Source organism: Streptomyces sp. NPDC034670 (genome assembly GCF_055574875.1).
Map to the genome: position 1 here is coordinate 15,029 of NZ_JBVITR010000017.1, position 26,057 is coordinate 41,085.

Consider the following 26,057-nt stretch of genomic DNA (forward strand, 5'->3'; position numbering starts at 1 on the left):
AGGATGATTTCCTGAGGTCCCCTTGCTGGGGGAAACCTCCTCCGGATACGGTCTGCTTACGCAGGTTCTCCCGTGGAGGATGGGTCATGACGGAAATTCTTGTGCAGGTGGGTGCGGAGGGGAAGGTTCCTCCGGTGAGCAGGGTGGTCGAGCACCCGGCGTGGCCCGTGCTCAAGGATGCCGTGGAGCGGATCCGGCCCTGGCAGTCCAAGGACGGGTCGATCGACTTCGACGCCGAGGGCGCCCCGGCCCGCGCCGAGGCCGAGCACGCGGTGCGCGAGGTGGCCGAGGCCGTCGAGCGGCTGTCCCCGCTGCTGCCCCACGACCGGGCCTACCACGAGGCCCTGGTGAAGGACCTGACCCGCTGGGCCGAGGGCGGCTTCGAGGTGCCCGACTTCCTCGACTCGCTGCTGGCCTTCCAGCCGGCCGAGCGCCGCGAGGACGGTCTGCAGCACCTGGTCGTCTTCCCGATGTACACGCAGAACGGCAACCCGGACCGCAACCTGGAGGCGGTCGTGCTGCGCATGGTCTGGCCCGACTGGCTGGCCGAGCTGGAGCGCACCCGCTACGACAACCCGCTCTTCTGCGGCATCACCTTCGAGGACTTCACCGCGGGCTACGACACCAACTCCGCGGTGCTCTTCCCCGAGACCATCGCCGTGCGCGAGGCCCCCGAGCGGTTCACCTGGGGCGGCATCTTCTGCGACCGCGAGGCCGCCCGCTTCCGCCGGGTCACCGCCGCCGCCGTCGACATCCTGGGCCTCGAACTGCCCGAGGACGTGGCCGCGATGGTGCACGACCAGAAGCGCTGCGAAGAGGCGTTCGTGCTCTGGGACATGATCCACGACCGCACCCACAGCCACGGCGACCTGCCGTTCGACCCGTTCATGATCAAGCAGCGCCAGCCGTTCTGGATGTACGGCCTGGAGGAGCTGCGCTGCGACCTCACCGCCTTCAAGGAGGCCGTGAAGCTCGCGGGCGAAGGCGTCCCGCAGGCCCGGGACGTGCAGGTCGCGGTGCTCTTCGACCGGATGTTCCGCTTCCCGGTCACCGGCGAGCGGGTCCGCAACTACGACGGGCTGGGCGGCCAGCTGCTCTTCGCCTACCTGCACCGGCACGACGTCGTGCGCTGGACCGACAACAAGCTCTCCGTCGACTGGGAGCGCGCCCCGCGGGTCACCAACCAGCTGTGCGCCGAGATCGAGAAGCTGTACCGCGACGGCATCGACCGCCCGAAGCTCGTCCACTGGTTCGCCGGCTACGAGCTGGTGTCCACCTACCTCTCCCCGCACCCCGGCTCGAAGTGGGCCAAGGGCCCCGAGGCCCTGGACCTGTCGCAGCCGCCGCGCAAACTCGTCGATGACGTGCTTCCGGACGAGTTTCCGCTGAGCATGTTCTACGAGGCACTGTCCAAGAAGCTGAAGAACGTGATCGCCTCCACCCGGGGCATCACGGCGGACGGCGCCGAGCGGGTCGCCGCGTGAGCGATCGCGAGTCCACAACTGCTCAGGAGGCGAGGACCATGGGGAACGGCGCGCTCGACGGTGCGGTGATCGCGGTGGCCGGCGCGGGGGGTCCCGCGGGGCGCGCGGCGCTGCTCAGGCTGGCCGAGGCGGGGGCCACCGTCGTCGGCTCCGACAACGACCCGCAGCGGCTGGCCGAGGCCGTCGACGCGGCGCGCTACGCGCACGGCGGCGCCACCGTCACCGGCGACACGGTCGACCTGCTGGACCTTGACTCCACCCGCGACTGGGCCGCCCGGGTCGAGAAGGAGTTCGGCCGGGTCGACGGGCTGGTCCACCTCGTCGGCGGCTGGCGCGGCAGCGAGACCTTCACCAAGACCGTCCTGGACGACTGGGACTTCCTGGAGCTGCTGCTGGTGCGCACCGTGCAGCACACCTCCCTCGCCTTCCACGAGGCGCTCCAGCGCAGCGACCGCGGCCGGTACGTCCTGATCAGCGCGGCCGGCGCGAGCAGGCCCACCGCGGGCAACGCGGCGTACGCCGCCGCCAAGGCCGCCGCCGAGGCGTGGACGCTCGCCATGGCCGACTACTTCCGCAAGGCCGGGGGCGAACGGGGGCCCACGTCGGCGGCTGCGATCCTGGTGGTGAAGGCGTTGGTGCACGACGCGATGCGCGCCGACCGTCCCAACGCGAAGTTCGCGGGCTTCACGGACGTCAAGGACCTGGCCGAGGCCATCGCCGGAGTCTGGGAGAAGCCCGCCGCGGAAGTGAATGGAAACCGCCTGTGGCTGACCGAGAAGCCGTGAACCCACCGAGGACCGACGCGCGTCGTCACCACGATCCGGACGTCCGCGGTTTCGCCAGCGACAACTACGCGGGGGCCCACCCGGAGGTGCTCGCCGCCCTGGCCCTGGCCAACGGCGGGCACCAGGTCGCGTACGGCGAGGACGCGTACACCGAGAACCTCCAGCAGGTGATCCGCAGCCACTTCGGCCCCACGGCCGAGGCGTTCCCGGTCTTCAACGGCACCGGCGCCAACGTCGTCGCGCTCCAGGCGGTCACCGACCGCTGGGGCGCGGTGATCTGCGCCGAGAGCGCCCACATCCACGTGGACGAGGGCGGCGCGCCGGAGCGGGTGGCCGGCATCAAGCTGCTCACCGTGCCCACCCCGGACGGCAAGCTCACCCCCGAGCTGATCGACCGGCAGGCGTACGGCTGGGACGACGAGCACCGGGCCATGCCGCAGGTGGTCTCCCTGGCCCAGGCCACCGAGCTGGGCACGGTGTACACCCCGGACGAGATCCGGGCCGTCTGCGAGCACGCCCACGCCCGCGGCATGAAGGTGCACGTCGACGGCTCCCGGCTGGCCAACGCCGCCGCCGCGCTGGACGTGCCGATGCGCAGCTTCACCAACGCGGCCGGCGTCGACATCCTCTCCCTGGGCGGCACCAAGAACGGCGCCCTGTTCGGCGAGGCGGTCGTCGTGCTGAATCCGGACGGCGTCCGCCACATGCGGCACCTGCGCAAGCTGTCCATGCAGCTCGCCTCCAAGATGCGCTTCGTGTCGGTGCAGTTGGAGGCCCTGCTGGCCCGGGACCTGTGGCTGCGCAACGCCCGGCACGCCAACGAGATGGCCCAGCGCCTGGCCGAGGGCGTGCGCGCCGTGCACGGCGTGGAGATCCTCCACCCGGTGCAGGCCAACGCGGTCTTCGCCCGCCTGCCGCACGACGTGAGCGAGCGCCTGCAGAAGCGGTTCCGGTTCTACTTCTGGGACGAGGCCGCGGGGGACGTCCGCTGGATGTGCGCCTTCGACACCACCGAGGACGACGTGGACACGTTCGTGGCGGCCCTCAAGGAGGAGATGGCCCGACAGCACTGAGTGCATGAGTATGCGGCCGATCGGAAATGCATTGAGCTCCGGTCGGCCGCATGCCTATGCTCCGGCGGCATGCAGCTGATCCAGGAAACCCCCGACCTGTCCGCCTACTTGGCCGCCGACGAGGTCGTCGACCATCATCATCCGCTGGTCCGGGAGACGGTCGCACGCCTCGCCGAGCGGGCGGTCGACTCGTATGACTATGCGCGACGGGCGTTCGAGTTCGTGCGTGACGCCGTCCCGCACTCGCAGGACTCCGGCGACCTCCGGGTCACCTGGCGCGCCTCCGACGTCCTGGAGCGGCGCACCGGCATCTGCTACGCCAAGGCCCACGCGCTGGCGGCGCTGCTCCGGGCCGAGGACATCCCGACCGCGTTCTGCTACCAGAACCTCGGAGCGGTGCACGGGCTGGTCGCCGTCCGCTTCGGCGGCGCCTGGCACCGGCAGGACCCGCGGGGCGACAAGCCGGGGGTCGACGCCCGGTTCTCCCTGGACGGCGAGCGCCTGGCCTTCACGCCCGACGCGGCGGCCGGCGAGGGGGACCATCCGGTCCTGTACGCCGCGCCGCACCCGGCCGTGCTGAACGCCCTCAGGAGCGCCGTCGACCGGCCGCACCTGTGGCGGACGCTCCCCACCGCGCTCTGAGGCCGGGAGGGAGCGCGACGCTCCTCCCGGCCGTGTCCGGGGAGGCGCGGACGCCCGCGCCCGGCTCCGTCCCCGTCGCCGCCAAAGGAGTCCGGTGCCGGCGCGCGCAGCGCCGTCCACCCGCCGGTGCGAGCGGCCCCGGGCGGCCGCCGTCCGGCCCGGTCAGCTCGCCTCGGCCGCGCGGACCTGCTCCGGCGTCGGGGCGGTACCGCCGAGGTGCGCGGGCATCCACCAGGTGTCCTCCGGGCCCTTGGGCCGCACCGGGTACGCGCGCTGGGCCGCCTCCAGCAGCTCCTGGACCCGCTCCCGCAGCTGCCGGGTGATCGCGCCCGCGTACTTGTCCCTGGACGCTTCGATCGCCTCGCCGACGCGGATGGTGATGGGGGTGTGGCTGCGTCTGAAGTTGCGCGGACGGCCCTTGGTCCACAGCCGCTGGGTGCCCCACACCGCCATCGGGATCAGCGGCACGCCCGCCTCCTGCGCCATGCGCGCGGCGCCCGACTTGAAGCTCTTCAACGTGAACGACTGGGAGATCGTCGCCTCCGGGAAGACGCCCACGATCTCGCCCGACCGCAGCGACCGCAGCGCGTGCGCGTACGCCGCGTCGCCCTGCTCGCGGTCCACGGGGATGTGCTTCATCCCGCGCATCAGCGGACCGGAGATCCTGTGCCGGAAGACGGACTCCTTCGCCATGAAGCGCACGAGGCGCTTCTGCGGGAGCGCCGCCAGGCCGTTGAAGACGAAGTCCAGGTAACTGATGTGGTTGCTCACCAGCACGGCCCCGCCCGAGCGGGGGATGTTCTCCGAGCCCCGGCAGTCGATCTTCAGGTCCCACACCTTGAACAGGGTCTGGGCGAAACCGATGACCGGACGGTAGACGAGTTCTGCCATGGGTGAGGTGGAACCCTTCCTGCTCTGCCTGGGAAGGGGAAAGCTCCCAGTCGAAAGTTACGGAGCCGTAGGTTTACGGCTTGTCGCCGATGGTGCCCCAAGAACGGCCCGTGAACCAGCCCTGGTGCCCGCCGGCGGAGAGATTCTCGTCACGTCCGTCCCCTGGCCCACCTCGGGCTTTTGCGTCGCCGTTACTCCGGGGGAGTGGACCGGCGCCGCCCCGGGGCGCCGCGGCGGGGCGGGCCGCCGACGGGGCACCGCTGCGCGCGGCCGGGAATCCCCGCGGTCGCGCGAGCGCTTCGCACGGGTGAGGACCGCGGTGGCGGTGCGGACGACGACGGAAACGGGAGGACGCGGGTGCGCGGGCGGGACGAGGACGAGCGGCTGGAGGCGGCGGAACTGGGCGCGCCCCTCGGGGAGCGCGCGACGCTGGTGCACTTCTCGAGCGCGTTCTGCGCGCCCTGCCGGGCGACCCGGAGGGTGCTCGGCGAGGTGGCCGGGATGGTTCCGGGCGTGGCGCACGTGGAGATCGACGCCGAGGGCCGGCTGGACCTCGTCCGGCGCCTGGAGGTCCTGCGGACCCCGACGGTGCTGGTGCTCGACGCGGGGGGCCGGGTCGTGCGGCGCGCGGCCGGCCTGCCGCGCAAGGTGGACGTGATCGCCGCCCTCGGGGAGGCCGTGTGACGGCCGCGGGCTCCGGCGTGAGCCGCCTCCCACCTCCCGGGACCGGCTTGACTGTACCGTGCAGCTATCGTCAGCCTGACAGCATGTCGTCGGAACTCCTGTGCCCCCGGCGGGTACCCGGCCGCCCCCTCGTCTCCCGCAGAAGGACAGTCGCATGACGGCCACGTCCGGCCTCGGTGCCGCCCGCCCCGCCTCGCCCGATCTGCTGCGCTCCGTCTTCCGGAAGCACGCGGCGGGCGTCGCCGTGATCACCGCGCGCGGCCGGTCGGGCCCGGTCGGCTTCACCGCCACCTCCCTCGCCTCCGTCTCCGCCGACCCCCCGATGCTGTCCTTCGCCGTCGGCACCGGGGGCTCCAGCTGGCCCGCGATAGCGGCGAGCGGTCATGTCGGCGTGCACGTCCTCGGGGAGCACCAGCGGGAGCTGGCGGCCACCTTCGCGCGCAGCGGCGCCGACCGCTTCGGGCCGGCCACCGCCTGGCGGGAGGGGCCCGAGGGCGTTCCCGTCCTGGACGACGTGCCGGCCTGGACGGTGTGCAGGGTGGTGACGCGGGTACCCGCCGGGGACCACCGGGTCGTGCTCGCCGAGATCCTCGTGGGCGACTCCACCGGCCGCGGCCGCCCGCTCCTCTACCACCGGGGGCGCTTCAGCGGGCTGCGGGACTGAGCCGGGCGCCTCCTGCTGCGACCCGGTCGGGTCCCGGTTACGCTGCGTTGCGAAGGTCACAGTTCAAAGCGCTTGCTCAGCGGGAACGCACTGGGTGTACTGACGAGTAATATTTCGTTCGGAGCGTGGGCCGCCCCGACCGGGATCGCCCGCTCCAGGCGCCTATGCTGCCTGCAGGCAGGCAGCCAGAAATGACGATGCAGTAGGAGAGCCGGCGTGAGCTTGAGGATCGTTGTCACCGTGAAGTACGTGCCCGACGCCACTGGCGACCGGCACTTCGCCGATGACCTGACCGTCGACCGGGACGACGTGGACGGTCTGCTCTCCGAACTGGACGAGTACGCGGTCGAGCAGGCGCTGCAGATCTCGGAGAACTCCGACGACGACGTGGAGATCACCGTGCTGACGGTGGGCCCGGAGGACGCCAAGGACGCCCTGCGCAAGGCGCTGTCCATGGGCGCCGACAAGGCGATCCACGTCGAGGACGACGACCTGCACGGCACCGACGCCATCGGCACCTCCCTGGTCCTGGCCAAGGCGATCGAGAAGGCCGGTTACGACCTGGTCATCTCCGGCATGGCCTCCACCGACGGCGTGATGGGCGTCGTCCCGGCGCTGCTCGCGGAGCGCCTGGGCGTGCCGCAGGTGACGCTGCTGTCCGAGGTCGCGGTCGAGGACGGCACGGTCACCGGCCGCCGGGACGGCGACACCGCCTCCGAGCAGCTCCGGGCGTCCCTGCCGGCGGTCGTGTCGGTCACCGACCAGTCGGGCGAGGCCCGCTACCCGTCCTTCAAGGGCATCATGGCGGCGAAGAAGAAGCCCGTCGAGTCCTGGGACCTGTCCGACCTCGGCCTCGAGGCGGAGGAGGTCGGCCTGGAGGGCGCCTACACGACGGTCGAGTCCGCGGACGAGCGTCCGGCCCGCACCGCCGGCACGATCGTCAAGGACGAGGGCGAGGGCGGCAAGCAGCTCGCCGAGTTCCTCGCGAGCCAGAAGTTCCTCTGAGATCAGAGGCTCGAGCTCGCTTCCCGCCCCGCACCCCTTCGCAAGCAGGAGAGAAGTCCCATGGCTGAAGTTCTCGTCTACGTCGACCACGTGGACGGCGCCGTCCGCAAGCCCACCCTGGAGCTGCTGACCCTGGCCCGCCGCATCGGCGAGCCGGTCGCCGTCGCGCTGGGCAGCGGCGCCGCGGACACCGCCGCCGCCCTCGCCGAGCACGGCGCGACCCGGGTCCTGACCCACGAGGCCGCCGAGTACGCCGACTACCTGGTCGTACCGAAGGTGGACGCCCTCCAGGCCGCCCACGAGGCCGTCTCCCCGGCCGCCGTCCTGGTGCCGTCCTCCACCGAGGGCAAGGAGATCGCCGCCCGCCTGGCGCTGCGCATCGGCTCCGGCATCATCACCGACGCCGTCGACCTGGAGGCGTCCGAGGCCGGCCCGGTGGCCACCCAGTCGGTGTTCGCCGCGTCCTACACCACCAAGTCCCGTGTCTCCAGGGGCACTCCGGTCATCACGGTCAAGCCGAACTCGGCCGCCGTGGAGCCGGCGCCGGCCGCCGGCGCGGTCGAGGCCCTGGACGTGACCTTCTCCGAGCAGGCGAGGGGCACCGAGGTCACCGGCCGCACCGCCCGCGAGTCGACGGGCCGTCCCGAGCTGACCGAGGCCGCGATCGTGGTCTCCGGCGGCCGCGGGGTGAACGGCGCGGAGAACTTCGCGATCATCGAGGCGCTCGCCGACCAGCTCGGCGCGGCCGTCGGTGCCTCGCGTGCCGCCGTCGACGCCGGCTGGTACCCGCACACCAACCAGGTCGGCCAGACCGGCAAGAGCGTGTCGCCGCAGCTGTACATCGCCGCGGGCATCTCCGGCGCGATCCAGCACCGCGCGGGCATGCAGACCTCGAAGACCATCGTGGCCGTCAACAAGGACGCCGAGGCCCCGATCTTCGAGCTGGTCGACTACGGCGTCGTCGGCGACCTGTTCGACGTCGTCCCGCAGCTGACCGAGGAGATCAAGACCCGCAAGGGCTGATCGCACGGCACTCCGGACCGCACGGGACCCCCGCGACCTCCAAAGGTCGCGGGGGTCCCGTGCGATCGGAGCGCGCGTGACGCACGCGCCGGCGGGGTGGCCCCGCGGCTTCGGCGCGGTAGCCGGACCGGCGGCCCGGCCCGGCCCACGGCGGGCGCACGGCCGCGGTCCGGGCCGCCCGCTTGCCCGGCCTATCGACTCTCGATAGATTTCCATCGTGCTTCGATGGAAGGAGAGGCGATGGGACAGGTGGCGGTGTTCGCGCTGCGCGCCGTGCTCGGGGTGCTGCTGGTGGGTTCGGTGGGGGTGCAGGCGGTGATGGTGCCGCTGCTGGCGAGCGATCTGGAGGGACTGGACCCGGACCACGCGTACCTGCGCACCCCGTTCCTGCTCTTCGTGGTGCTCGCGGTGGTGACGGCCCAGGTCGTCCTGGTCTGCGTCTGGCGGCTGGTGACGATGGTGCGGCGCGGGACCGTGTTCTCCCACGCCGCCTTCCGGTACGTGCACGTGGTGATCAGCGCGTTCGTGGCCGCCGCGCTCCTGGTGTTCGCGCTCGGGGTGCTCCTGGCCCCGGGCGAGGCCGTGGCCCCGGGCGTCGTGCTCCTGCTGGGCGGGGTCGGCCTGGCGGTCCTGGGGGTCGCGCTCGTCGTGCTCGTGCTGCGGATGCTGCTCGCCCAGGCCGTGGCGCGCGACGTCGAGGCGTCGCGGATGAGGGCCGAACTGGCCGAGGTGATCTGATGCCGATCGCCGTCGACATCGACGTGATGCTGGCCCGGCGGAAGATGTCCGTGGGCGAGCTCGCCGAACGCGTCGGGATCACGCCCGCCAATCTGGCGGTCCTCAAGAACGGCCGCGCCAAGGCGGTGCGGTTCACGACGCTCGCCGCGCTCTGCGAGGTGCTCGAGTGCCAGCCGGGCGACCTGCTGCGGTGGGAGCCCGCAGGGCCCGGGAACCCCGGTGCGCAGGCGCCCCTGGCGGAGGACGCCGGCCGTTCGTGACGCCGGCCCCGGGAGGGCGGACGGGGCCCCGCCCGCCCGGGGAGGGGGCCGTGCCCCGGTCAGTCCGCCGGGGGCAGCTCGCCGGAGCCGCGCGTGATCAGCCGGGTCGGCAGCTCGATGCGCTCGGGACGGAGCGGGGCGCCGTCCAGCCGGCGGAAGAGGCGCTCGGCGGCGGTCCGGCCGAGGGCCGCCGCGTCCTGGGCGACGACCGTGACGCCCGGCTGGAGCAGATCGGCGAGCTCGATGTCGTCGAAGCCGACGAGCGCGACCCGGCGCGCGTGCCCGGCCAGCACCCGGATCACGGTGACCGTCACCCGGTTGTTGCCCGCGAAGATCGCGGTGACGGGGTCCGGGCCGGAGAGCATCTCCTCGGCCGCCCGGCGCACCCGCCCGGGGTCGGTGACGCCCAGCGACATCCAGGAGTCCGCCACCGGTATGCCCGCGTCCTCCATGGCGGTCCGGTAGCCGCGCAGCCGCTCGGCCGCGGTGTGGATGCGGGGCATGTCGCCGATGAAGCCGATCCTGCGGTGCCCGTGCGCGATCAGGTGCGCCACGCCGTCGCGGGCGCCGCCGTGGTTGTCCGACAGGACGACGTCCGCGTCGATCCTCCCGGCCGGCCGGTCCACGAACACGGTGGCCACGCCCGCCTTCAGCTCCGGCTCCAGGTACCGGTGGTCGTCGCCGGCGGGGATCACCACCAGCCCGTCCACCCGGCGGGCGCACAGCGCCAGCACCAGCTCCTGCTCGCGTTCGGCGTCCTCCGCGCTGGAGCCGTTGATCAGCAGGGCGCCGTGCGCGCGGGCCACCTCCTCGACCGCCCGGCTCAGCGGCCCGTAGAACGGGTCCGCCAGGTCCTCCAGGACCAGCCCGATGCTGGCGGTGCGCCCCTTGCGCAGGACCCGCGCGCTGTCGTTGCGGCGGAAGCCGAGCGCCCCGATGGCCTCCTGGACGCGGCGCTCCGTCTCCGGCGTGACCCCGGGTTCGCCGTTGACCACCCGGGAGACCGTCTTGAGCCCGACCCCGGCGCGGGCGGCCACGTCCTTCATCGTCGGACGGCTGCCGTAACGGGTCCCTGGGATGCGGTCGGTGCGGCGGGGCGTCTCCGGCACGGTGCGGTGTCCTGTCCTGTCGTCCACGGGATGCGTGGGGGCACGGGTCGGTATGAGGATGTGGCGTCGAGCATAGAGCCTGGACAACGTTGTCAAGCTCGGGGGACACTGTCCCCCGCGCTCTTCGGCCCGCGCGTCACGGCGAGGCCGGGGACGCGGCCTGCCCCGTGTGCCGCCTTCCGGCCGCACATGGTTCTTCCGGGCGTTTTCCGATGGTTGACGGGGGGATCCGACACTGATGCACACCGACCTCGTGGCCGCGCTCGACATCGGCGGCACCAAGATCGCCGGCGCGCTGGTGGACGGCCGGGGCCGGATCCTGGTCCGCGCCCGGCGGCCGACGCCCGCGCAGGAGGACGGCGAGACCGTGATGCGGGCGGTCGAGGCCGTGCTCGGCGAGCTCCGCGCGTCACCGGGGTGGCGTCGCGTCCGCGCCGTGGGCATCGGCAGCGCCGGTCCGGTGGACGCCTCCGCGGGCACGGTGAGCCCGGTGAACGTGCCCGGCTGGCGCGACTACCCGCTCGTCGCCCGGGTCCGGGACGCGGCCGGGGACCTGCCCGTGGAGCTGATCGGCGACGGCGTGGCGATCACGGCGGCCGAGCACTGGCAGGGCGCCGCCCGCGGCCACGACAACGCGCTGTGCATGGTCGTCTCGACCGGGGTCGGCGGCGGCCTGGTGCTGGGCGGCCGGCTGCACCCCGGACCGACCGGCAACGCGGGCCACATCGGCCACATCAGCGTCGACCTGGACGGCGACCCGTGCCCGTGCGGCTCGCGCGGCTGCGTGGAGCGCATCGCGAGCGGCCCGAACATCGCCCGTCGCGCCCTGGCCGACGGCTGGCGCCCCGGCCCGGACGGCGACACCTCCGCCGCCGCGGTGGCCACGGCCGCCCGGGCCGGGGACCCGGTGGCGGCCGCCTCCTTCGAGCGGGCCGCCCGGGCGCTGGCCGCCGGCATCGCGGCCACCGCGACCCTCGTCGAGATCGACATCGCCGTGATCGGCGGCGGAGTGGGCAAGGCCGGCGAGGTCCTCCTCGCCCCCCTGCGCAGGGCCCTGGCCGAGTACGCCACCCTGTCCTTCGTCCGGCGCCTCGTGGTGGCCCCGGCCCGGGCGGGCACCGATGCCGGGCTCGTGGGCGCCGCGGCGGCGGCGCTGGCCCGCCGGGCGGACACGGCCGCCGGCGCGGTCGCGGGAACACCCGCGTGACCCCGGGGCCGTTCCGGCCGTTGAACCCGGCATGAAGAAGCGCAGCATGCTCGCCATCGCCTCCCTCGCCACCGGTTTCGTCGTCGCGGCGGTCACCCCGTCGCACGCGCTCGGCGGGAACGTCGGCGGCCTCGGCACCGACGACGCCCTCAGCACCCTCGACCAGGCCGTCGGCACCGACGCCGTCCTGGACCTGGACGAGTCGCAGAAGGGCGGGGACTGACCGGCCCGCGGCAGGACCGCACGGCGCCGGTGCCCCTCGGACCGAGGAGCACCGGCGCCGTTGTCGTGCGTTCTCAACTGGAGCTGGTTTCCGTGGCAGGGTGGAGCGGGCAAGCCTCAGGGGGCCAACAGAAGAGGGGGAACCGTGATCGTCTGGATCAACGGCGCGTTCGGCGCGGGGAAGACCACCGCCGCGCGCGAACTGATCGAGCTGATCCCGAACAGCGCGCTCTTCGACCCCGAGGTCATCGGCGGAGCGCTGGGCCGTCTGCTGCCGCCCAAACGCCTCGCCGAGGTCGGCGACTTCCAGGAGCTCCCGATCTGGCGGCGGCTCGTGATCGACACGGCGGCCGCGATGCTCGCCGAACTCGGCGGGACCCTCGTGGTCCCCATGACCCTGCTGCGCCAGGAGTACCGCGACGAGATCTTCGGCGGCCTCGCCGCCCGCCGCATCCCGGTCCGCCACATCCTCCTCGCTCCGGCGGAAACGATCCTGCGGGAACGCATAGCCGGCCGTGACGTCCCGCGGGACCTCCCCGACGGCGAGATACGCGTCCGGCAGTGGTCCTACGACCACATCGAGCCGTACAAGTCCGCCCTCGCCTCCTGGCTCACCGCCGACGCCTATCCGATCGACACCGGCGCCCTGACCCCGTACGACACCGCCCTGCGGATCGCCGAGGCGGTCGGCAGCGGCGCGGCGCCCGCCTGCGACATCGTGCAGACGCCCGAGCCCACCACCGAGACCGTCGCCGCCGGGGTCCTCCTGTTCGACGAGCAGGACCGGGTGCTGCTCGTCGACCCCACCTACAAGGCGGGCTGGGAGTTCCCGGGCGGGATCGTGGAACGCGGGGAGGCGCCCGCACGCGCGGGCATGCGCGAGGTCGCCGAGGAGACCGGGATACGCCTCGCCGACGTACCGGCGCTGCTCGTCGTCGACTGGGAGCCGCCCGCACCGCCCGGGTACGGCGGCCTGCGCCTGCTCTTCGACGGCGGCCGCCTCGACTCCGCGGAGGCCGGGCGGCTGCTGCTGCCCGGGCCCGAACTGCGCGGCTGGCGCTTCGTCTCCGAGGCCGAGGCCGCCGAGCTGCTGCCGCCGGTCCGCTACGAGCGGCTGTGCCGGGCCCTGCGGGCGCGGGAGTGCGGCAAGGCGGTGTACCTGGAGGCCGGGGTGCCGGTCGGATGAGCGCGGGCCCCGCGCTCACCGGCCGCCGGAGTCCGCCGCCCGCGCCGCCGCGCGCAGCGCCCGCGCCGCCCCGGTGAGCACCGGAGCGCCGTGGCCGAAGCAGGCCGCCTCCGCGTCGAGGGCGGCCAGCCGGCGGCAGGCGGCGAGCACCCGGCGCCGGTCGAGGTTGAACACCCCCGGCACCACCGCCCCGCCCGCGGGCGGGGCGGCGACCGTGTCCCCGGTGAACAGCACGCCGTACCGGGGGAGGTGGAGCGCGATGCTGCCGTGCGTGTGTCCCGGGACGTGCACCACGTGCGCTCCGCCGCCCAGGTCGAGGACGTCCCCGTCGGACAGCTCCGTGACCCGGGCGGGGTGCTCGAAGTCCGCCGGGGGCAGGAGCCGCACCGCCCGCTCGTGCAGGGGTCGCTCCCAGTCCTCGAACACCGGGGGCGGTCCCGGGACTTCGCCGCGCACGTGCGGCGCGTCCAGCCGGTGCGCCAGTACCTCGGCACCGGTGAGCTCCGCGACCTCGGCCGCGCCGCCCGCGTGGTCCTCGTGGAAGTGGGTGAGGACGATCCGGCGCACGTCCCGCGGGTGCCGGCCCAGCGCGGTCAGCGCCTCGGCGATCGGCGCTCTGGAACCGGCCGGGCCGGCGTCGACCAGCGTCAGCGCGCCGTCGCCGGCGCCCCGGCCGTCGCGCCAGAGGTAGGCCTGGCCGACCGGGAAGCGCAGGAGGTGGAGGCGGGGGAGGAGTTCGACGACGTCCATGGGAGGACGGTAGGGCGGATCCCCCGCCCGGAGGCGGGGGTTCTGCCGCGGGCAGAGCGGTGGGCGCCGCGCTCAGCCCGCGTCGGACGCGTAGGCGCGCAGGAACAGGGCCTCCGCGACCGACAGCCGCTCCAGCTCGTCGGGGGAGACGCTCTCGTTCACCGCGTGGATCTGCGCCTCCGGCTCGCTCAGGCCGATGAGCAGGATCTCGGCCCGCGGGTAGAGGGCGGCGAGCGTGTTGCACAGGGGGATGGAGCCGCCCTGCCCCGCGTACTGCATCTCCTGACCCGGGTAGGCCACCGCCATCGCGTCGGCCATGGCCCGGTAGGCCGGGCTGGTGGTGTCCGCGCGGAACGCCTGTCCCTGGCCGATCTGCTCGGTGCTCACCCGCGCGCCCCACGGCGTGTGCGCCTCCAGGTGCGCCTGGAGCAGCTTCGTCGCCTCGGCCGCGTCGACCCCCGGCGGGACCCGCAGGCTGATCAGGGCGCGGGCGCTGGCCTGGACGGACGGCGTGGCGCCGACCACCGGGGGGCAGTCGATGCCGAGCACGGTGACCGACGGGCGCGCCCAGATGCGGTCGGCGACCGTGCCGGACCCGACCAGCTCCACGCCCTCGAGCACCTTCGCGTCCTCACGGAACTGCTCCTCGTCGTACTGCAGTCCGTCCCAGGAGGCGTCACCGGTCAGCCCGTCGACGGTCGTGGAGCCGTCCTCGGCGCGCAGCGAGTCCAGGACGCGGACGAGCGCGGCCAGCGCGTCGGGCGCGGCACCGCCGAACTGGCCGGAGTGCAGGTTGCCCTCCAGGGTGTCGATCCGCACCCGGACGAGCGTCATGCCGCGCAGGGTGGAGGTGACCGTCGGCAGGCCGGCGCGGAAGTTGCCCGCGTCGCCGATGACGACGGCGTCGGCCTCCAGCAGCTCGGGGTGGGCCTCGGCGTACCGCTCCAGCCCACCGGTGCCCTGCTCCTCCGAGCCCTCGGCGATCACCTTGACGTGGACGGGCACGCCGCCGTTCGCCTTCAGCGCGCGCAGCGCCAGCAGGTGCATGATCACGCCGCCCTTGCAGTCGGCGGCCCCGCGCCCGTACCAGCGGCCGTCCCGCTCGGTCAGCTCGAAGGGCGGGGTGGCCCAGCCGGCCTCGTCCAGCGGCGGCTGCACGTCGTAGTGCGCGTACAGGAGCACGGTCTTCGCGCCCTCGGGGCCGGGCAGGTAGCCGTACACCGACTGGGTGCCGTCCGGGGTGTCGAGCAGCGCCACGTCCGTGAAGCCCTCGGCGGTGAGCGCGTCCGCGATCCAGCGGGCGGCGCCCTCGCTCTCGCTGCGCGGGAACTGGCCGAAGTCCGCCACCGACCTGAAGGCCACCAGCTCGGTGAGCTCCTCCTTCGCCCTGGGCATCAGAGAGGCGACGGTGGCGGCGACCGGATGCGACGACATGGGCACGCTCCTTGTGGGTGCGACGTTCTGCTTCTCGCGTACGTCCGGGTACGCGACGATCGTGCGGGTGCGCGAGGTCCCGTGTACGGGGCACTCACGTCGCCGATCCTCCCACAGCGGCCCGCGGCGATCACCGCCGTAGGATGCGGGGGACAGATGGGGGTACCCCCTGCTCGACGAAGCCGGGAGCGTGGGGGAGGCAGGCGGCTTGATCGGGAGCAGTAGACCATCGTGAGCAGCGAGAACTCTTCGGCGGACGACGTGCGGCAGGTGTGGGACGTCGTCGTGGTGGGCGCGGGACCCGCGGGGGCCTCGGCCGCCTACGCGGCGGCGGTCGCGGGACGGCGCGTGCTGTTGCTGGAGAAGGCGGAGCTGCCGCGCTACAAAACCTGCGGCGGCGGCATCATCGGCCCCTCGCGCGACGCGCTCCCGCCCGGATTCGAGCTTCCGCTGAAGGACCGCGTGCACGCGGTGACGTTCTCCCACAACGGACGCTTCAGCCGCACCCGCCGCTCCCGGCAGATGCTGTTCGGGCTGGTCAACCGGCCCGAGTTCGACCAGCGGCTGGTGGAGCACGCCCGGAAGGCGGGTGCCGAGCTGCGCACCGGCACCGCCGTGCAGCGGGTCGAGCAGCACGGCCCGGCCGTGCCGGACCGGCGCACCGTCGCCCTGGTGCTGCAGGGCGGCGAGACGGTGCTCGCACGGGCCGTCGTCGGCGCGGACGGCAGCGCGGGCCGGATAGGAGCGCACGTCGGGGTCAAGGTCGACCAGGTCGACCTGGGCCTGGAGGCGGAGATCCCGGTGCCGGAGACCGTCGCCGAGGACTGGAGGGGCCGGGTGCTCATCGACTGGGGTCCCATGCCCGGCAGCTACGGCTGGGTGTTCCCCAAGGACGACACGCTGACGGTCGGCGTGATCTCACGGCGCGGCGAAGGCGCCGCGACCAAGCGGTACCTGGAGGACTTCATCGGGCGGCTCGGCCTCGCGGGCTTCGAACCGAGCATCTCCTCCGGCCACTTGACCCGCTGCCGCACCGACGACTCGCCGCTCTCGCGCGGGCGGGTCCTGGTGTGCGGGGACGCGGCCGGGATGCTGGAGCCGTGGACCCGCGAGGGCATCTCCTTCGCCCTGCGCTCGGGCCGGCTGGCGGGGGAGTGGGCGGTGCGCATCGCCGAGGCCCACGACGCCGTGGACACGCGCCGCCAGGCGCTGAACTACGCCTTCGCCGTCAAGGCGGGACTCGGCGTGGAGATGGGTGTCGGCAAGCGGATGCTCGCGGCGTTCGAACGGCGCCCCGGGGTGTTCCACGCGGTCCTCACCGGCTTCCGTCCGGCCTGGAAGGCGTTCATGGACATCACCCGGGGCTCGACGACCCTCGGGGAACTGGTCCGCACGCATCCGCTGGCGCACCGTGCCCTGACGGCACTGGACCGGCGCTCCGCGGAGGACGGGGTCAGCTCCCGGCCGTGATCCGGAAGACCGGGTGGTCGGGGGCGACGCGGCGCAGCTCGTCGTCGGAGGAGTCGGGGCCGACTCCGCGGAAGAAGGCCCCGGCCTCCGCCTTCCACCGCTCGAGGTAGGCGCGCAGCAGCGGCGGCTTGTCGTCGTCGGCCACCTCGGCCGCGGTGAAGACCTCCGTGGTCCGGCCCAGGCGCAGCTCGCCGCCGCCGGCCGCGCGCATGTTGTGCGTCCACTGGACGTGGCCGCGCGGCGCGACCAGGTACCGCTCGCCGTTCACGGTGAGGAGGTTGACCGGGGTCGTCCGCCACTGCCCGCTCCTGCGGCCGCGCACGGCGAGCACCCGCGACCCCCAGACGCTCAGTCCGCGGCGGGTCAGCCAGGCGACGAGCCGGTTGAGGACGTGGACGGTGAACCAGCCGGGCTTCTTGACGTACGCGGACACGCGGGACCCCCGATGGGTGCGGATTTCGGTGAGCAGTGCTCTCTTGCGAGAGCATTGCTCTCGCTCACGAGTGCCAGTCTGCCGGACGCCGCACCCCGGAGCAAGAGCAGTGCTCTCGTTTGCGTTCACTGATCTCTTCCGTGTGCGGTGCTCTGCTTCCATGGAACACTGCTCCCATGAGCACCGCACACGGCGCCCGCGCCCGGGCGAGGATCGAAGTCACCGCGGCCATCAAGGAAGAGGCCCGCAGGCAGCTCGCGGTGGAAGGCGCCGCGAAGCTCTCGCTGCGAGCCGTGGCCCGCGAGCTCGGCATGGCCTCCTCCGCGCTGTACCGCTACTTCCCCAGCCGTGACGACCTGCTGACCGCGCTCATCATCGACGCCTACGACTCCCTCGGCGAGGCGGCCGAGGCGGCCCACGACGCGGCTGCCGACGCCGGACCCACCCGGCGCTGGACGGCGGTGTGCGAGGGGGTGCGCGGCTGGGCGCTCGCCCATCCGCACGAGTACGCGCTGATCTACGGGTCACCGGTGCCCGGCTACACCGCGCCCCGGACGACCGTTCCCGCCGCCTTCCGCGTCGCCCTCGTCCTCATCGGCATCCTCCGCGACGCACAGCGCGGCCCGGGCCTGGCCGGTCCCGCGCTGCCGGACGGACTGCGGCCCGAGGCCGTGCGCATGGCCGCCGACCTCGCGCCCGACCTGCCGCCCGAGGTGGTGGCGGGGATGGCGGCGGCCTGGGCCCAGTTGTTCGGCCTGGTCGGATTCGAGGTGTTCGGACACTTCCACCGGGTGGTGGAGGACCGCGGGGCGTTCTTCCGGCACGCGGTGGGACAACTGGCCCGCACCGTGGGCCTGGTGCCCTCGCGGCAGGACGGGCCCGGCCGGACCCGCGTCCCCCGGGACGGGGGCAGCGGCTCCGGTGCCTGACGCGGCACCCGGGCGCGCCGCGGGCACGCGTGCCCGTCGACGAGGACCGGGGGGAGGGGGAGGGAGCCGCGGACCGGCGCCCGCGCCGCTCAGCGGGTCCCCGGACACGACGGTGGACGCGTCCCGTTCGCCCCGGGTCCGCCGTGCGTGTTCCCCGTGCGCCGTGCGCGGTCACCCGGACCGTGCCGGGGGCGCTCGGCCACGACGGGGCCGACGCGCCTGCTACGGTGCCGCCCATGGCGGCGAACCGGGCCGAACAGGAACTCGTGCGACGGTGGCGGGACATGCTCGCGCTACATGCGCGCACCCAGTGCGAACTCGACCGCGCACTGCACGAACACGGCGTGTGCGCCAGCGACTTCGAGGTCCTGGACATACTCGCCGCGAACTGCGCGGCGCGCGGCTGCTCCTACCGGGTCCAGGAGATCTCCGAGCGTGTCCACCTGAGCCAGAGCGCGCTGTCCCGGCTGATCGCCCGCCTGGAGAAGGAAGGGCTGGTCGAACGCGGCTCGTGCCCGGAGGACCGGCGGGGGGTGCGGGTCTCGCTCACGGCGAAGGGGCGCGCACTGCACGGCGCGGCGCTGCCGGCACAGCGCGCGGTGCTGGCCCGGATGCTCGCGGACGGCTGAACGACCGGGCCGAAGGCCCCGGACCACGGCCGGAGGCGTCCCGCCCAAGCACGGCGGGACGCCTCCGCGAACGCTCCGCGGGCCTGCTCACGGCAGGGGCGTCCCGCCCGTCGCGTTGACGATCTCCGCGGTGATGTACGAGGCCTCCTGGGAGGCGAGGAAGACGTACGCCGGAGCCATCTCGGCCGGCTGGGCCGGCCGCCCGATGGGCGCCTGCTTGCCGAAGTCCTTCGTGTCCGGCAGGGTGGCCGGGATCAGCGGCGTCCACACCGGGCCCGGCGCCACGGCGTTGACGCGGACACCGCGCTCGATCACCATCTGCGCCAGCCCTTGGGTGAAGGTGACGATCGCCCCCTTGGACGTCGCGTAGTCCAGCAGGTGCGGGCTCGGATTGTAGGCCTGTACCGAGGCCGAGTTGATGATGCTGCCGCCCTCCGGCATGTGCGGCAGCGCCAGTTTGCACAGCCAGAACATGCCGTACAGGTTGGTGCGCATCACGCGGTCGAACTGCTCCGTGGAGATCGCCTCGATGCCGTCCGGCTGCGACATCTGGTACGCCGCGTTGTTCACCAGGACGTCGATCCGGCCGAACTCCGACACGGCGCGGTCGACCAGCGCCCGGCAGTTCTCCTCCTCCCGGATGTCGCACGAGACGGGCACGGCGCGCCGGCCGGCCTCCTCCACCCAGCGCGCGGTCTCGGCGGCCTCGTCCTTCTCGCTCTCCAGGTGCGTGAAGAGCACGTCGGCCCCCTCGCGCGCGAACGCCAGGGCGACCGCCCGCCCGATCCCGGAGTCCCCACCGGTGATCACGGCCTTGCGGTCCGTGAGCCGGCCACTGCCCCGGTAGGAGTCCTCCCCGTGGTCCGGCGGCGGGTCCATGGGGCCGGTCCAGCCGGGGTGCGGCTGGTCCTGGGACGGGAAGTCGGGCGTCGGGTGCCGTTCGGCGGGGTTCTGCTGCTCGGTCACGATCTCTCCCTGTTGCACGCGGTTCTACGGCGCGGTCGCGTTCGCGCCGCCCGCCGACGGGTGATCGACGGGCGCGGAGATCGAGTACCCCGACAAGGGGCGACCGATCCGGGAGGCTGCCCCGAACGGCTGAACGGCTGAACGGCCGGGGAGCCGGGGAGCCGAGGGCCGGGACGAGGGGCGTACGGGCCGGATCCGTGGACGCCGTTCCCGACGGCGCGACGCGCCGCCTCAGCCCGTGCCCACCCGGCGCGTCGCGAAGCCGATGACCGTGGCGGCCGCGGCCGGCACCGCCACGCTGGTCAGCGCGGTCGGCAGACCGGACCGGTCCGCCGGGGCAGCGGCTCGCACCGCAGGAGCATCCACCCCGCCACGGCCGTCACGAGCAGGCCGACGGCGGCGAGTTCCCACAGGTGCCGGGTGGGTGAGAGGGAGCCCGCGACCAGGGCGCCCGGGCCCGCGCCGACCATGCCGCCCAGGCTGAACGCGGCGTGGAGGCTGGGCATGATCGGTCGTTGCGACGCGGCCACCAGGTCGACGGCGGCGCTGTCGAAGGCGACGTTGATTCCGCCGTAGGCCGCGCCGAACAGCAGGAGCACGGTGCCGAGGGCGAGGGCGGAGTGGGTCAGCGGGGGCAGCCCCACGCTGAGACGGAGCAGGACCGCGCAGACGACGGTGACCGGATGGCTGCCGTGGCGACGGGACAGGCGGCCGGTGAGCGTCATGGTGACGACGGCTCCGGCGGAGACACCCGGCAGGGCGAGGCCCAGGGGGCCGGCGGAAGCGCCGGTCCGCTCCTTGACGGCGGAGAACAGAGTCAGGGCGAGTCGTAGTCGGACGAGGTCGGCACCCGGTACGGCACTGGGCGATCGGTTCTTGTTTAAAAACGGCACAAAGTCAGGCCGGGTCGGCGCGGAGGGAGGGGGCAAGCACGTCGGCGGTCACGACGCGCGGGTTCGTGCGTTGCCGGGAGGGTCGCACGGGTTCACGGCCGGTGGTGCGGAGGCGCTCGTCCCCATCGTCCGGCCCGCTCGTCGCGACGGCCTCTGACCTGGGGGTACCCCCAGGTCAGAGGCCGTCGATTGCTCCGTAAGGGCGCTGGGATTAACCCGTGTGACCTCCTCGGATGGTGAGGGCGGGCCGCATGAATGACTGTGGATCACACGCGGCCGGTTCCATCGTGCTGATGAGGCGTCAGCAGCCCGGTTGCCGAGGGAAGGACTCTCAGATGCGCTCTGCCCGCATGGTGCTCGCCACCGCAACGGCCACGGCGGCCCTCGCCATCGCCGCCCCCGCAGCTTTCGCCGACTACACGGGTGACGGGGACCACGACAAGTCTTCCTACAGCAAGGAACAGGACAAGGACAGCAAGGACGACGAGGGCAAGGACAGCAAGTACGACAAGGGCGACGAGGGCAAGCACGACAAGGACGACGAGTACAAGGACGACGAGTACAAGAAGGACGAGAAGAAGGACGAGTACAAGGACGACGAGTACAAGAAGGACGAGAAGAAGGACGAATACAAGGACGACGAGTACAAGAAGGACGAGAAGAAGGACGAATACAAGGACGACGAGTACAAGGACGAGGACAAGAAGGACGAGTACAAGCACGACAAGCCGCACGGCGGTGTGCACACCGGCGGCGGGGCCCTGACCGTCGTGAACGAGTACGACGAGGACAAGAAGGACGAGTACAAGCACGACGAGGACAAGAAGGACGAGTACAAGCACGACAAGGACGAGAAGAAGGACGAGTACAAGCACGACAAGCACGACGAGTACAAGCACGACGAGGACAAGAAGGACGAGTACAAGCACGACAAGAAGGACGAGTACAAGGACGAGGACAAGAAGGACGAGTACAAGCACGACAAGAAGGACGAGTACAAGGACGAGGACAAGAAGGACGAGTACAAGCACGACAAGGACGAGAAGAAGGACGAGTACAAGAAGGACGAATACAAGGACGACGAGTACAAGAAGGACGAGAAGAAGGACGAATACAAGGACGACGAGTACAAGGACGAGGACAAGAAGGACGAGTACAAGCACGACAAGCCGCACGGCGGTGTGCACACCGGCGGCGGGGCTCTGACCGTCGTGAACGAGTACGACGAGGACAAGAAGGACGAGTACAAGCACGACGAGGACAAGAAGGACGAGTACAGGCACGACAAGGACGAGAAGAAGGACGAGTACAAGCACGACAAGGACGACGAGTACAAGCACGACGAGGACAAGAAGGACGAGTACAAGCACGACAAGAAGGACGAGTACAAGGACGAGGACAAGAAGGACGAGTACAAGCACGACAAGGACGAGAAGAAGGACGAGTACAAGGACGACGAGTACAAGAAGGAGGACAAGAAGGACGAGTACAAGGACGACGAGTACAAGAAGGACGAGGACAAGAAGGACGAGTACAAGGACGACGAGTACAAGGACAGCAAGTACGACGAGGAGGACGAGCACGACAAGCCGCGCGGTGGAGTCCACACCGGTGGCGGGGCCCTGGCCGCTGTGAACTCCGAGGACTGGGGCGGCAAGGAGTCGAAGCACGACTCCAAGGACAAGGGTGACTCGCACGACGAGGAGTCCTGGGGCGGCAAGGACGACAAGGACTGGAAGGACAAGCCGAGCGGCGGCGTGCACGCCGGTGGCGGCGGGCTCGCCGACCAGGGTGTCACCGCGAGCGGCCTGGCCGCGCTGGCGGCCCTCGGCGCCGGCGCCTACGCGCTGCGGCGCAAGAAGGCCTCCGGGAACGTGGCCTGAGCCATGTGCGGCGGGATAGCGGTCGGAGTCGCCGTACGCGCGTGACGCGTCATGGCGGCTCCGGTCGCTTCCTGAGACTGTCGTGTTCGCTGCCGTGTCCGAGTGAGGTGGTCCCCCCGATGGCAGCCAGTCCCCCTTCCCCCCGCGAAACCGAGCCGGTCGAGGCCGAGCCGAAGCCGAGGAGGCGAAGACTGCGCGCCGCGATGACGGCGGTCTTCTGGAGCGGGGCCGGCCTGATGCTGGTCATGACGCTGTTCGGTGGCGGGGAGGCTCCTCCCGACGACGCCCGCGTGCCGCACGCTCCCCCGGCGGTCTCCACCTCCTCCGGACCGGCCGCGAGCAAGCCGGCCGCGAGCAGGCCGGCCGCGAGCAGGCCGGCCGCGAGCAAGCCGGCCGGCAAGTACCTGTCGAGGTCCGAGCCGACCCGGCTGCTCATCCCCGAGATCGGCGTCGACGCGCCCTTCACCGATCTCGCCATCGGCAAGAACGGGCAACTCGACGCCCCGCCGCCACACGACACCAACCTGGTCGGGTGGTTCGCCAAGGGCGTGTCCCCCGGGGAGGCGGGTACGTCGATCATCGCCGGGCACGTGGACACGGCGACGTCCCCGGCCGTGTTCGCGCGGCTCGGCGAGCTGGACGAGGGCGACCGGTTCCGGGTGGTGCGGGCCGACGGGAGCAAGGCGACGTTCGAGGTGCACGACACGGAGTCGTTCGAGAAGAAGAACTTCCCCGACGAGCGCGTGTACGCCGACGCCCCCAGGGCCGAGGTCCGGCTCATCACCTGCGCGGGGGCCTACGACCGTGTCGCCAAGGACTACACCGAGAACCTGGTGGTCTTCGCCCACCTGGTCTGAGGCGACGGCGCACGGCCGGCTGCCCGGAAGGGAGAACGATCCCTTCCGGGCAGCACGCGTGTCAGGCCATGGAACAGGGGGCGCCGTTCAGGCTGAACGCCGTGGGTCCGGGGCCGGCCCCGGACCACGAGGCCGTGAAGCCAAGGGTGACGGAACCGGAGGCGGGGATCGTCGCGGTGTACGGGGCGGCGGTCACGCCGACCTCGGCGCCGCTCTGCGTCGGGGTGCCGCCCCACAGGTGGGTGATCCGCTGGTCACCGGGGAAGGTCCAGCGCAGTGTCCAGCCGTTCACCGTCGAGCCGCCGGTGTTGCGGACGGTGATCTCGCCCTGGAAGCCACCGGGCCACTGGCCCGTCACCCGGTAACCGACCTCGCAGGCTCCCGTCGTTCCGCCGGGGGGTGTGGTGACGGTCACCGTGGCGGAGCGCGGCGAGCGGTTGCCGGCGGCGTCCCGGGCGTAGACGGCGAAGGTGTGGGACGTGGCCGGGGCGAGCCCGGTGACGGTGACGGAGGTGCCGGCCGTCGTGGCGACGACGGTCTCCCGGCCGCCGTCGATCCGGACGACGTCGTAGCCCGTGACACCGCGCGCGTCGGTGGCGGCGCCCCAGGTGAGGGTGGCCGACGAGGAAGTCACCGCCGAGGCGGCCGGGGCGCCGGGAGCGGTCGGGGCCGTGGTGTCGCCGCCGGAACCCGAGGAGTAGATCTCGGCCTCCTCGGCGGTGGCGGCGATGCCGTTGGCACCGTCGAAGAGGCGCCGTCCCCAGTCGGTCGGCCGGTCCGGGTCGAAGTTCGTGACCATGTCCAGGTACTCGACGCCGCCGCCGTTGCCGCTCCAGGACCAGCCGAGGTAGCCGAGGCGGAGCTGCTGGGCGACGGCCAGGATGGTGTCCTCGTCGGGGTTGCCGTCGGAGTGGTCGTGGCCGAACTCGCCGACCACGACGGGGAGTCTCGCGGCCACGAAGCGGCCCAGGTAGTCGCTGATCTCGGCGGCGGTGTCGAAGACGCCGTACATGTGGATGGAGAAGACGGTGTTCGCGTCCGGGTCGGCGGCGAAGACCGAGGCGGCGTTGTCGCGCATGGTGAACGCCCAGTCCTGGCCCCAGTTGGGGGCGTCGACCATCAGGGTGTGGTCGAACCCGGCGGCGCGCAGCTTCCGGATCGCCGCCTTGGTGTCGGCCGTCCAGTTCGCGTAACCCGTGTTGCCGTGGGGCTCGTTGCCGATGTTGACGATGACGTGGTTCTCCTGGCCGGTCAGGGCGCTCTGCACGCTGATCCAGTAGTCGGCGGCGCGGGAGAGGGTGACCGCTCCGCTCTGCTCGCCGTAACCGGTGGTGTCGTGCACCTCCAGCACGCAGATCAGCCGGTTCTGCTTGCACTGCGCGACGACGTTCCCCACATCGGCGGCGTCGTTGCGGGTCCAGCGGTCACCGCTGGAGAGGACGACGCGCACGGTGTTGGCGCCCTTGGCCTTGATGTGCGCCAGCGCGCCGATCCGGTCGGGGTACCAGGTGTGCGCGTGGTTGACACCGCGCATCACGAAGTCGTTCCCGGACGCCTCCAGCAGGCGACCGTTCTCGACGCGGAAGCCGGTGGGCGCCGCGTGGGCCGGGGTGCCGAGGGCGATGAGCGGGAGGAGCAGGCCCAGGAGGGCGGCGACGAGGCCGGCCGCTCGTGGGGCGGTGCGGGCAGGGGGTCTCATGGCGGCTCCGTGGAGGTGGGGTGCGGGGGTGGTGTGCTCCGTGCCGTGTGTTCAGGGGTCTCGGGGGTGTCGCGGGGTGGCCGTGCAGTCGACGTCCGCCGCGGGGGCGGCGGAGGTTCCCGGGGTTGTGGCGACGAGGCCGAAGGCGGTGCTCGCGCCGGGGGCCAGGGCGCCGTTCCAGCCCGCGTCGGTGACCTTCGCCGTGCCGTCGGCGGCCGTGGTGAGGATGCCGTTCCAGACCTGGACGAGGCGGGCGTCGTCCGCCGGCGCGACCGTCACCGTCCAGCCCGACACGGGGACCGCGGAGGTGTTGCGCACCGTCACCTCGGCCTGGTGGCCGCCCTGCCACGCGGCGACGACCCGGAAGGACGCGGTGCACCGGGGATCGCCGTCCCCCGGTGCACCGGGACCGCCCGGGACGCCTTCCTCCAGGAGGGCGGACAGGGCGGGGAACCACCGGGCGGCGATCTTCTCGTCGCCGTCGGCGTCGGGGTGCACGCCGTCGTAGGTGTCGGTGGCCGTGTCGAACCCCGTCCACTGGTCGACCACGGTCACGGGGGAGCGGCCGGTGCTCGTCGCCCCGGCCCACGCGGGGATCCGGGCGTTGAGATCGGCGACGCGCTGGGCGCAGGCGGCGCACCCGGCGGGGTTCATGGGGATGAGCTGGGCGACGAGGACGCGCACGTCCGGGTTGGACGCCCGCATCTGCGTCACGAGCTTCGTGTAGGCGGCGAGGATGCGGTCGGGGGAGAGGGCGCTCCAGACGTCGTTCGTGCCGAAGTGCATGACAACGATGTCCGGCCGGGTCGCCGCCAGCCGCCCGGGCAACAGGTCCCGGTCCGCCACCTGGGTGACCAGTTCGCCGCCGTGGCCCTCGTTGTCGCCGTCGTGGGCCAGTGCGCAGCCCTGCTCGCGCAGGGTGCCGACGAAGTCGACGTCCGTGTGGCCGGCGTCCAGCAAGCGGTTCCACAGCACGGCCCGCCAGCAGCCCGGCGAGCCGGTGATCGAGTCGCCCAGCGGCATGACGCGTACCGGGGTGCTCCTCGGGGGGGGGGGGGGGGGGGGGGGGGGGGGGGGGGGGGGGGGGGGGGGGGGGGGGGGGAGGGGGGGGGGTGGGGGGAGGGGGGGGGGGGTGGTGCAA

The 26,057-nt window shown here is 72.7% G+C and carries 26 protein-coding genes and 2 pseudogenes; 19 read left to right on the forward strand and 9 right to left on the reverse strand.

Annotation, left to right across the window (positions count from 1 at the left end; all coding sequences use genetic code 11):
• Positions 1-86: 86 nt before the first annotated feature.
• The 4 genes from ACZ56B_RS14405 to ACZ56B_RS14420 all read left to right on the forward strand — a co-directional run bounded on the left by ACZ56B_RS14405 (position 87) and on the right by ACZ56B_RS14420 (position 3,984).
• On the forward strand, positions 87-1,484 hold the full coding sequence (locus ACZ56B_RS14405) for a DUF6421 family protein (protein ID WP_468789754.1): 1,398 nt from the start codon (positions 87-89) through the stop codon (positions 1,482-1,484).
• 38 nt (positions 1,485-1,522) lie between these two features.
• The gene (locus tag ACZ56B_RS14410; protein ID WP_468789891.1) at positions 1,523-2,269 is read left to right on the forward strand and encodes an SDR family NAD(P)-dependent oxidoreductase; all 747 of its coding nucleotides are present in this window, start codon (positions 1,523-1,525) and stop codon (positions 2,267-2,269) included.
• Positions 2,266-3,342 carry a threonine aldolase family protein gene (locus ACZ56B_RS14415; RefSeq protein ID WP_468789892.1) on the forward strand — a complete coding sequence of 359 codons (1,077 nt, stop codon included), beginning with the start codon at positions 2,266-2,268 and terminating at the stop codon, positions 3,340-3,342. The genes ACZ56B_RS14410 and ACZ56B_RS14415 overlap by 4 nt, the downstream gene beginning before the upstream one ends.
• A gap of 69 nt (positions 3,343-3,411) precedes the next feature.
• Positions 3,412-3,984 (forward strand): transglutaminase domain-containing protein, encoded by a 573-nt coding sequence (locus tag ACZ56B_RS14420; RefSeq protein WP_468789756.1) that lies wholly within the window; start codon positions 3,412-3,414, stop codon positions 3,982-3,984.
• Positions 3,985-4,146: 162 nt separating this feature from the next.
• Here the strand turns inward: ACZ56B_RS14420 and ACZ56B_RS14425 are convergent, their stop codons facing one another.
• Positions 4,147-4,875 (reverse strand): lysophospholipid acyltransferase family protein, encoded by a 729-nt coding sequence (locus ACZ56B_RS14425; RefSeq protein WP_468789758.1) that lies wholly within the window; start codon positions 4,873-4,875, stop codon positions 4,147-4,149.
• Between the two features lie 357 nt (positions 4,876-5,232).
• On the opposite strand from ACZ56B_RS14425, the gene ACZ56B_RS14430 reads away from it, so the two are divergent.
• The 6 genes from ACZ56B_RS14430 (at position 5,233) to ACZ56B_RS14455 (ending at position 9,249) form a co-directional block, all read left to right on the forward strand.
• Positions 5,233-5,559, forward strand: a complete 327-nt coding sequence (locus ACZ56B_RS14430) for a thioredoxin family protein (RefSeq protein ID WP_468789760.1) — start codon at positions 5,233-5,235, stop codon at positions 5,557-5,559.
• 154 nt (positions 5,560-5,713) lie between these two features.
• Positions 5,714-6,223: a flavin reductase family protein gene (locus tag ACZ56B_RS14435; protein ID WP_468789762.1), complete on the forward strand. Its 510-nt coding sequence runs from the start codon at positions 5,714-5,716 to the stop codon at positions 6,221-6,223.
• A 216-nt stretch (positions 6,224-6,439) separates the two neighbouring features.
• Positions 6,440-7,228 carry an electron transfer flavoprotein subunit beta/FixA family protein gene (locus tag ACZ56B_RS14440; RefSeq protein WP_468789764.1) on the forward strand — a complete coding sequence of 263 codons (789 nt, stop codon included), beginning with the start codon at positions 6,440-6,442 and terminating at the stop codon, positions 7,226-7,228.
• 60 nt (positions 7,229-7,288) lie between these two features.
• Positions 7,289-8,251, forward strand: coding sequence for an electron transfer flavoprotein subunit alpha/FixB family protein (locus tag ACZ56B_RS14445; protein WP_468789766.1), 963 nt, complete (start codon positions 7,289-7,291; stop codon positions 8,249-8,251).
• A 240-nt stretch (positions 8,252-8,491) separates the two neighbouring features.
• Positions 8,492-8,989 carry a DUF2975 domain-containing protein gene (locus ACZ56B_RS14450; RefSeq protein WP_468789768.1) on the forward strand — a complete coding sequence of 166 codons (498 nt, stop codon included), beginning with the start codon at positions 8,492-8,494 and terminating at the stop codon, positions 8,987-8,989.
• Positions 8,989-9,249, forward strand: coding sequence for a helix-turn-helix domain-containing protein (locus ACZ56B_RS14455; protein WP_468789770.1), 261 nt, complete (start codon positions 8,989-8,991; stop codon positions 9,247-9,249). The genes ACZ56B_RS14450 and ACZ56B_RS14455 overlap by 1 nt, the downstream gene beginning before the upstream one ends.
• 59 nt (positions 9,250-9,308) lie before the next feature.
• Here the strand turns inward: ACZ56B_RS14455 and ACZ56B_RS14460 are convergent, their stop codons facing one another.
• Positions 9,309-10,385 carry a LacI family DNA-binding transcriptional regulator gene (locus tag ACZ56B_RS14460; RefSeq protein ID WP_468789772.1) on the reverse strand — a complete coding sequence of 359 codons (1,077 nt, stop codon included), beginning with the start codon at positions 10,383-10,385 and terminating at the stop codon, positions 9,309-9,311.
• A gap of 211 nt (positions 10,386-10,596) precedes the next feature.
• Here ACZ56B_RS14460 and ACZ56B_RS14465 point away from each other — a divergent pair, with 211 nt between their 5' ends.
• The 3 genes from ACZ56B_RS14465 to ACZ56B_RS14475 all read left to right on the forward strand — a co-directional run bounded on the left by ACZ56B_RS14465 (position 10,597) and on the right by ACZ56B_RS14475 (position 12,973).
• Positions 10,597-11,565 carry an ROK family protein gene (locus ACZ56B_RS14465; protein ID WP_468789774.1) on the forward strand — a complete coding sequence of 323 codons (969 nt, stop codon included), beginning with the start codon at positions 10,597-10,599 and terminating at the stop codon, positions 11,563-11,565.
• Between the two features lie 31 nt (positions 11,566-11,596).
• Positions 11,597-11,788 (forward strand): hypothetical protein, encoded by a 192-nt coding sequence (locus ACZ56B_RS14470; protein WP_468789776.1) that lies wholly within the window; start codon positions 11,597-11,599, stop codon positions 11,786-11,788.
• Positions 11,789-11,932: 144 nt separating this feature from the next.
• Positions 11,933-12,973: an NUDIX hydrolase gene (locus tag ACZ56B_RS14475; protein ID WP_468789778.1), complete on the forward strand. Its 1,041-nt coding sequence runs from the start codon at positions 11,933-11,935 to the stop codon at positions 12,971-12,973.
• Between the two features lie 15 nt (positions 12,974-12,988).
• On the opposite strand, the gene ACZ56B_RS14480 is transcribed toward ACZ56B_RS14475, so the two are convergent.
• The gene (locus tag ACZ56B_RS14480) at positions 12,989-13,723 is read right to left on the reverse strand and encodes an MBL fold metallo-hydrolase (protein ID WP_468789780.1); all 735 of its coding nucleotides are present in this window, start codon (positions 13,721-13,723) and stop codon (positions 12,989-12,991) included.
• A 72-nt stretch (positions 13,724-13,795) separates the two neighbouring features.
• Complete coding sequence (locus ACZ56B_RS14485) at positions 13,796-15,157, reverse strand: M20/M25/M40 family metallo-hydrolase (RefSeq protein ID WP_468789782.1); 1,362 nt, start codon at positions 15,155-15,157, stop codon at positions 13,796-13,798.
• 231 nt (positions 15,158-15,388) lie between these two features.
• Between ACZ56B_RS14485 and ACZ56B_RS14490 the strand changes: the two genes are divergently transcribed.
• Entirely contained in the window at positions 15,389-16,627 is a 1,239-nt protein-coding gene (locus ACZ56B_RS14490) for a geranylgeranyl reductase family protein (RefSeq protein WP_468789784.1), read from the forward strand.
• On the opposite strand, the gene ACZ56B_RS14495 is transcribed toward ACZ56B_RS14490, so the two are convergent.
• A complete protein-coding gene (locus tag ACZ56B_RS14495) occupies positions 16,611-17,060 on the reverse strand; it encodes a nitroreductase family deazaflavin-dependent oxidoreductase (RefSeq protein WP_468789786.1) in 450 nt (149 codons plus the stop codon). The two genes, ACZ56B_RS14490 and ACZ56B_RS14495, sit on opposite strands and share 17 nt — an antisense overlap.
• 176 nt (positions 17,061-17,236) lie before the next feature.
• Here ACZ56B_RS14495 and ACZ56B_RS14500 point away from each other — a divergent pair, with 176 nt between their 5' ends.
• Positions 17,237-17,989, forward strand: coding sequence for a TetR/AcrR family transcriptional regulator (locus ACZ56B_RS14500; RefSeq protein ID WP_468789788.1), 753 nt, complete (start codon positions 17,237-17,239; stop codon positions 17,987-17,989).
• Between the two features lie 236 nt (positions 17,990-18,225).
• Positions 18,226-18,618 carry a MarR family winged helix-turn-helix transcriptional regulator gene (locus ACZ56B_RS14505; protein WP_468789790.1) on the forward strand — a complete coding sequence of 131 codons (393 nt, stop codon included), beginning with the start codon at positions 18,226-18,228 and terminating at the stop codon, positions 18,616-18,618.
• 87 nt (positions 18,619-18,705) lie between these two features.
• Here the strand turns inward: ACZ56B_RS14505 and ACZ56B_RS14510 are convergent, their stop codons facing one another.
• Complete coding sequence (locus ACZ56B_RS14510; protein ID WP_468789792.1) at positions 18,706-19,584, reverse strand: SDR family oxidoreductase; 879 nt, start codon at positions 19,582-19,584, stop codon at positions 18,706-18,708.
• 326 nt (positions 19,585-19,910) lie between these two features.
• A pseudogene (locus ACZ56B_RS14515) lies at positions 19,911-20,477 on the reverse strand (MFS transporter); the annotation flags it as partial.
• A gap of 335 nt (positions 20,478-20,812) precedes the next feature.
• Between ACZ56B_RS14515 and ACZ56B_RS14520 the strand changes: the two are divergent.
• The gene (locus ACZ56B_RS14520) at positions 20,813-22,360 is read left to right on the forward strand and encodes a DNA primase (protein ID WP_468789794.1); all 1,548 of its coding nucleotides are present in this window, start codon (positions 20,813-20,815) and stop codon (positions 22,358-22,360) included.
• A gap of 203 nt (positions 22,361-22,563) precedes the next feature.
• Positions 22,564-23,217 carry a class F sortase gene (locus tag ACZ56B_RS14525; protein ID WP_468789893.1) on the forward strand — a complete coding sequence of 218 codons (654 nt, stop codon included), beginning with the start codon at positions 22,564-22,566 and terminating at the stop codon, positions 23,215-23,217.
• A gap of 61 nt (positions 23,218-23,278) precedes the next feature.
• Here ACZ56B_RS14525 and ACZ56B_RS14530 read toward each other — a convergent pair whose 3' ends face one another.
• Positions 23,279-24,916: a cellulase family glycosylhydrolase gene (locus tag ACZ56B_RS14530; RefSeq protein ID WP_468789796.1), complete on the reverse strand. Its 1,638-nt coding sequence runs from the start codon at positions 24,914-24,916 to the stop codon at positions 23,279-23,281.
• A gap of 51 nt (positions 24,917-24,967) precedes the next feature.
• On the reverse strand, positions 24,968-25,939 hold the full coding sequence (locus ACZ56B_RS14535; RefSeq protein ID WP_468789798.1) for a GDSL-type esterase/lipase family protein: 972 nt from the start codon (positions 25,937-25,939) through the stop codon (positions 24,968-24,970).
• Positions 25,940-26,010: 71 nt separating this feature from the next.
• On the opposite strand from ACZ56B_RS14535, the pseudogene ACZ56B_RS14540 reads away from it, so the two are divergent.
• A pseudogene (locus ACZ56B_RS14540) lies at positions 26,011-26,057 on the forward strand (hypothetical protein); the annotation flags it as partial.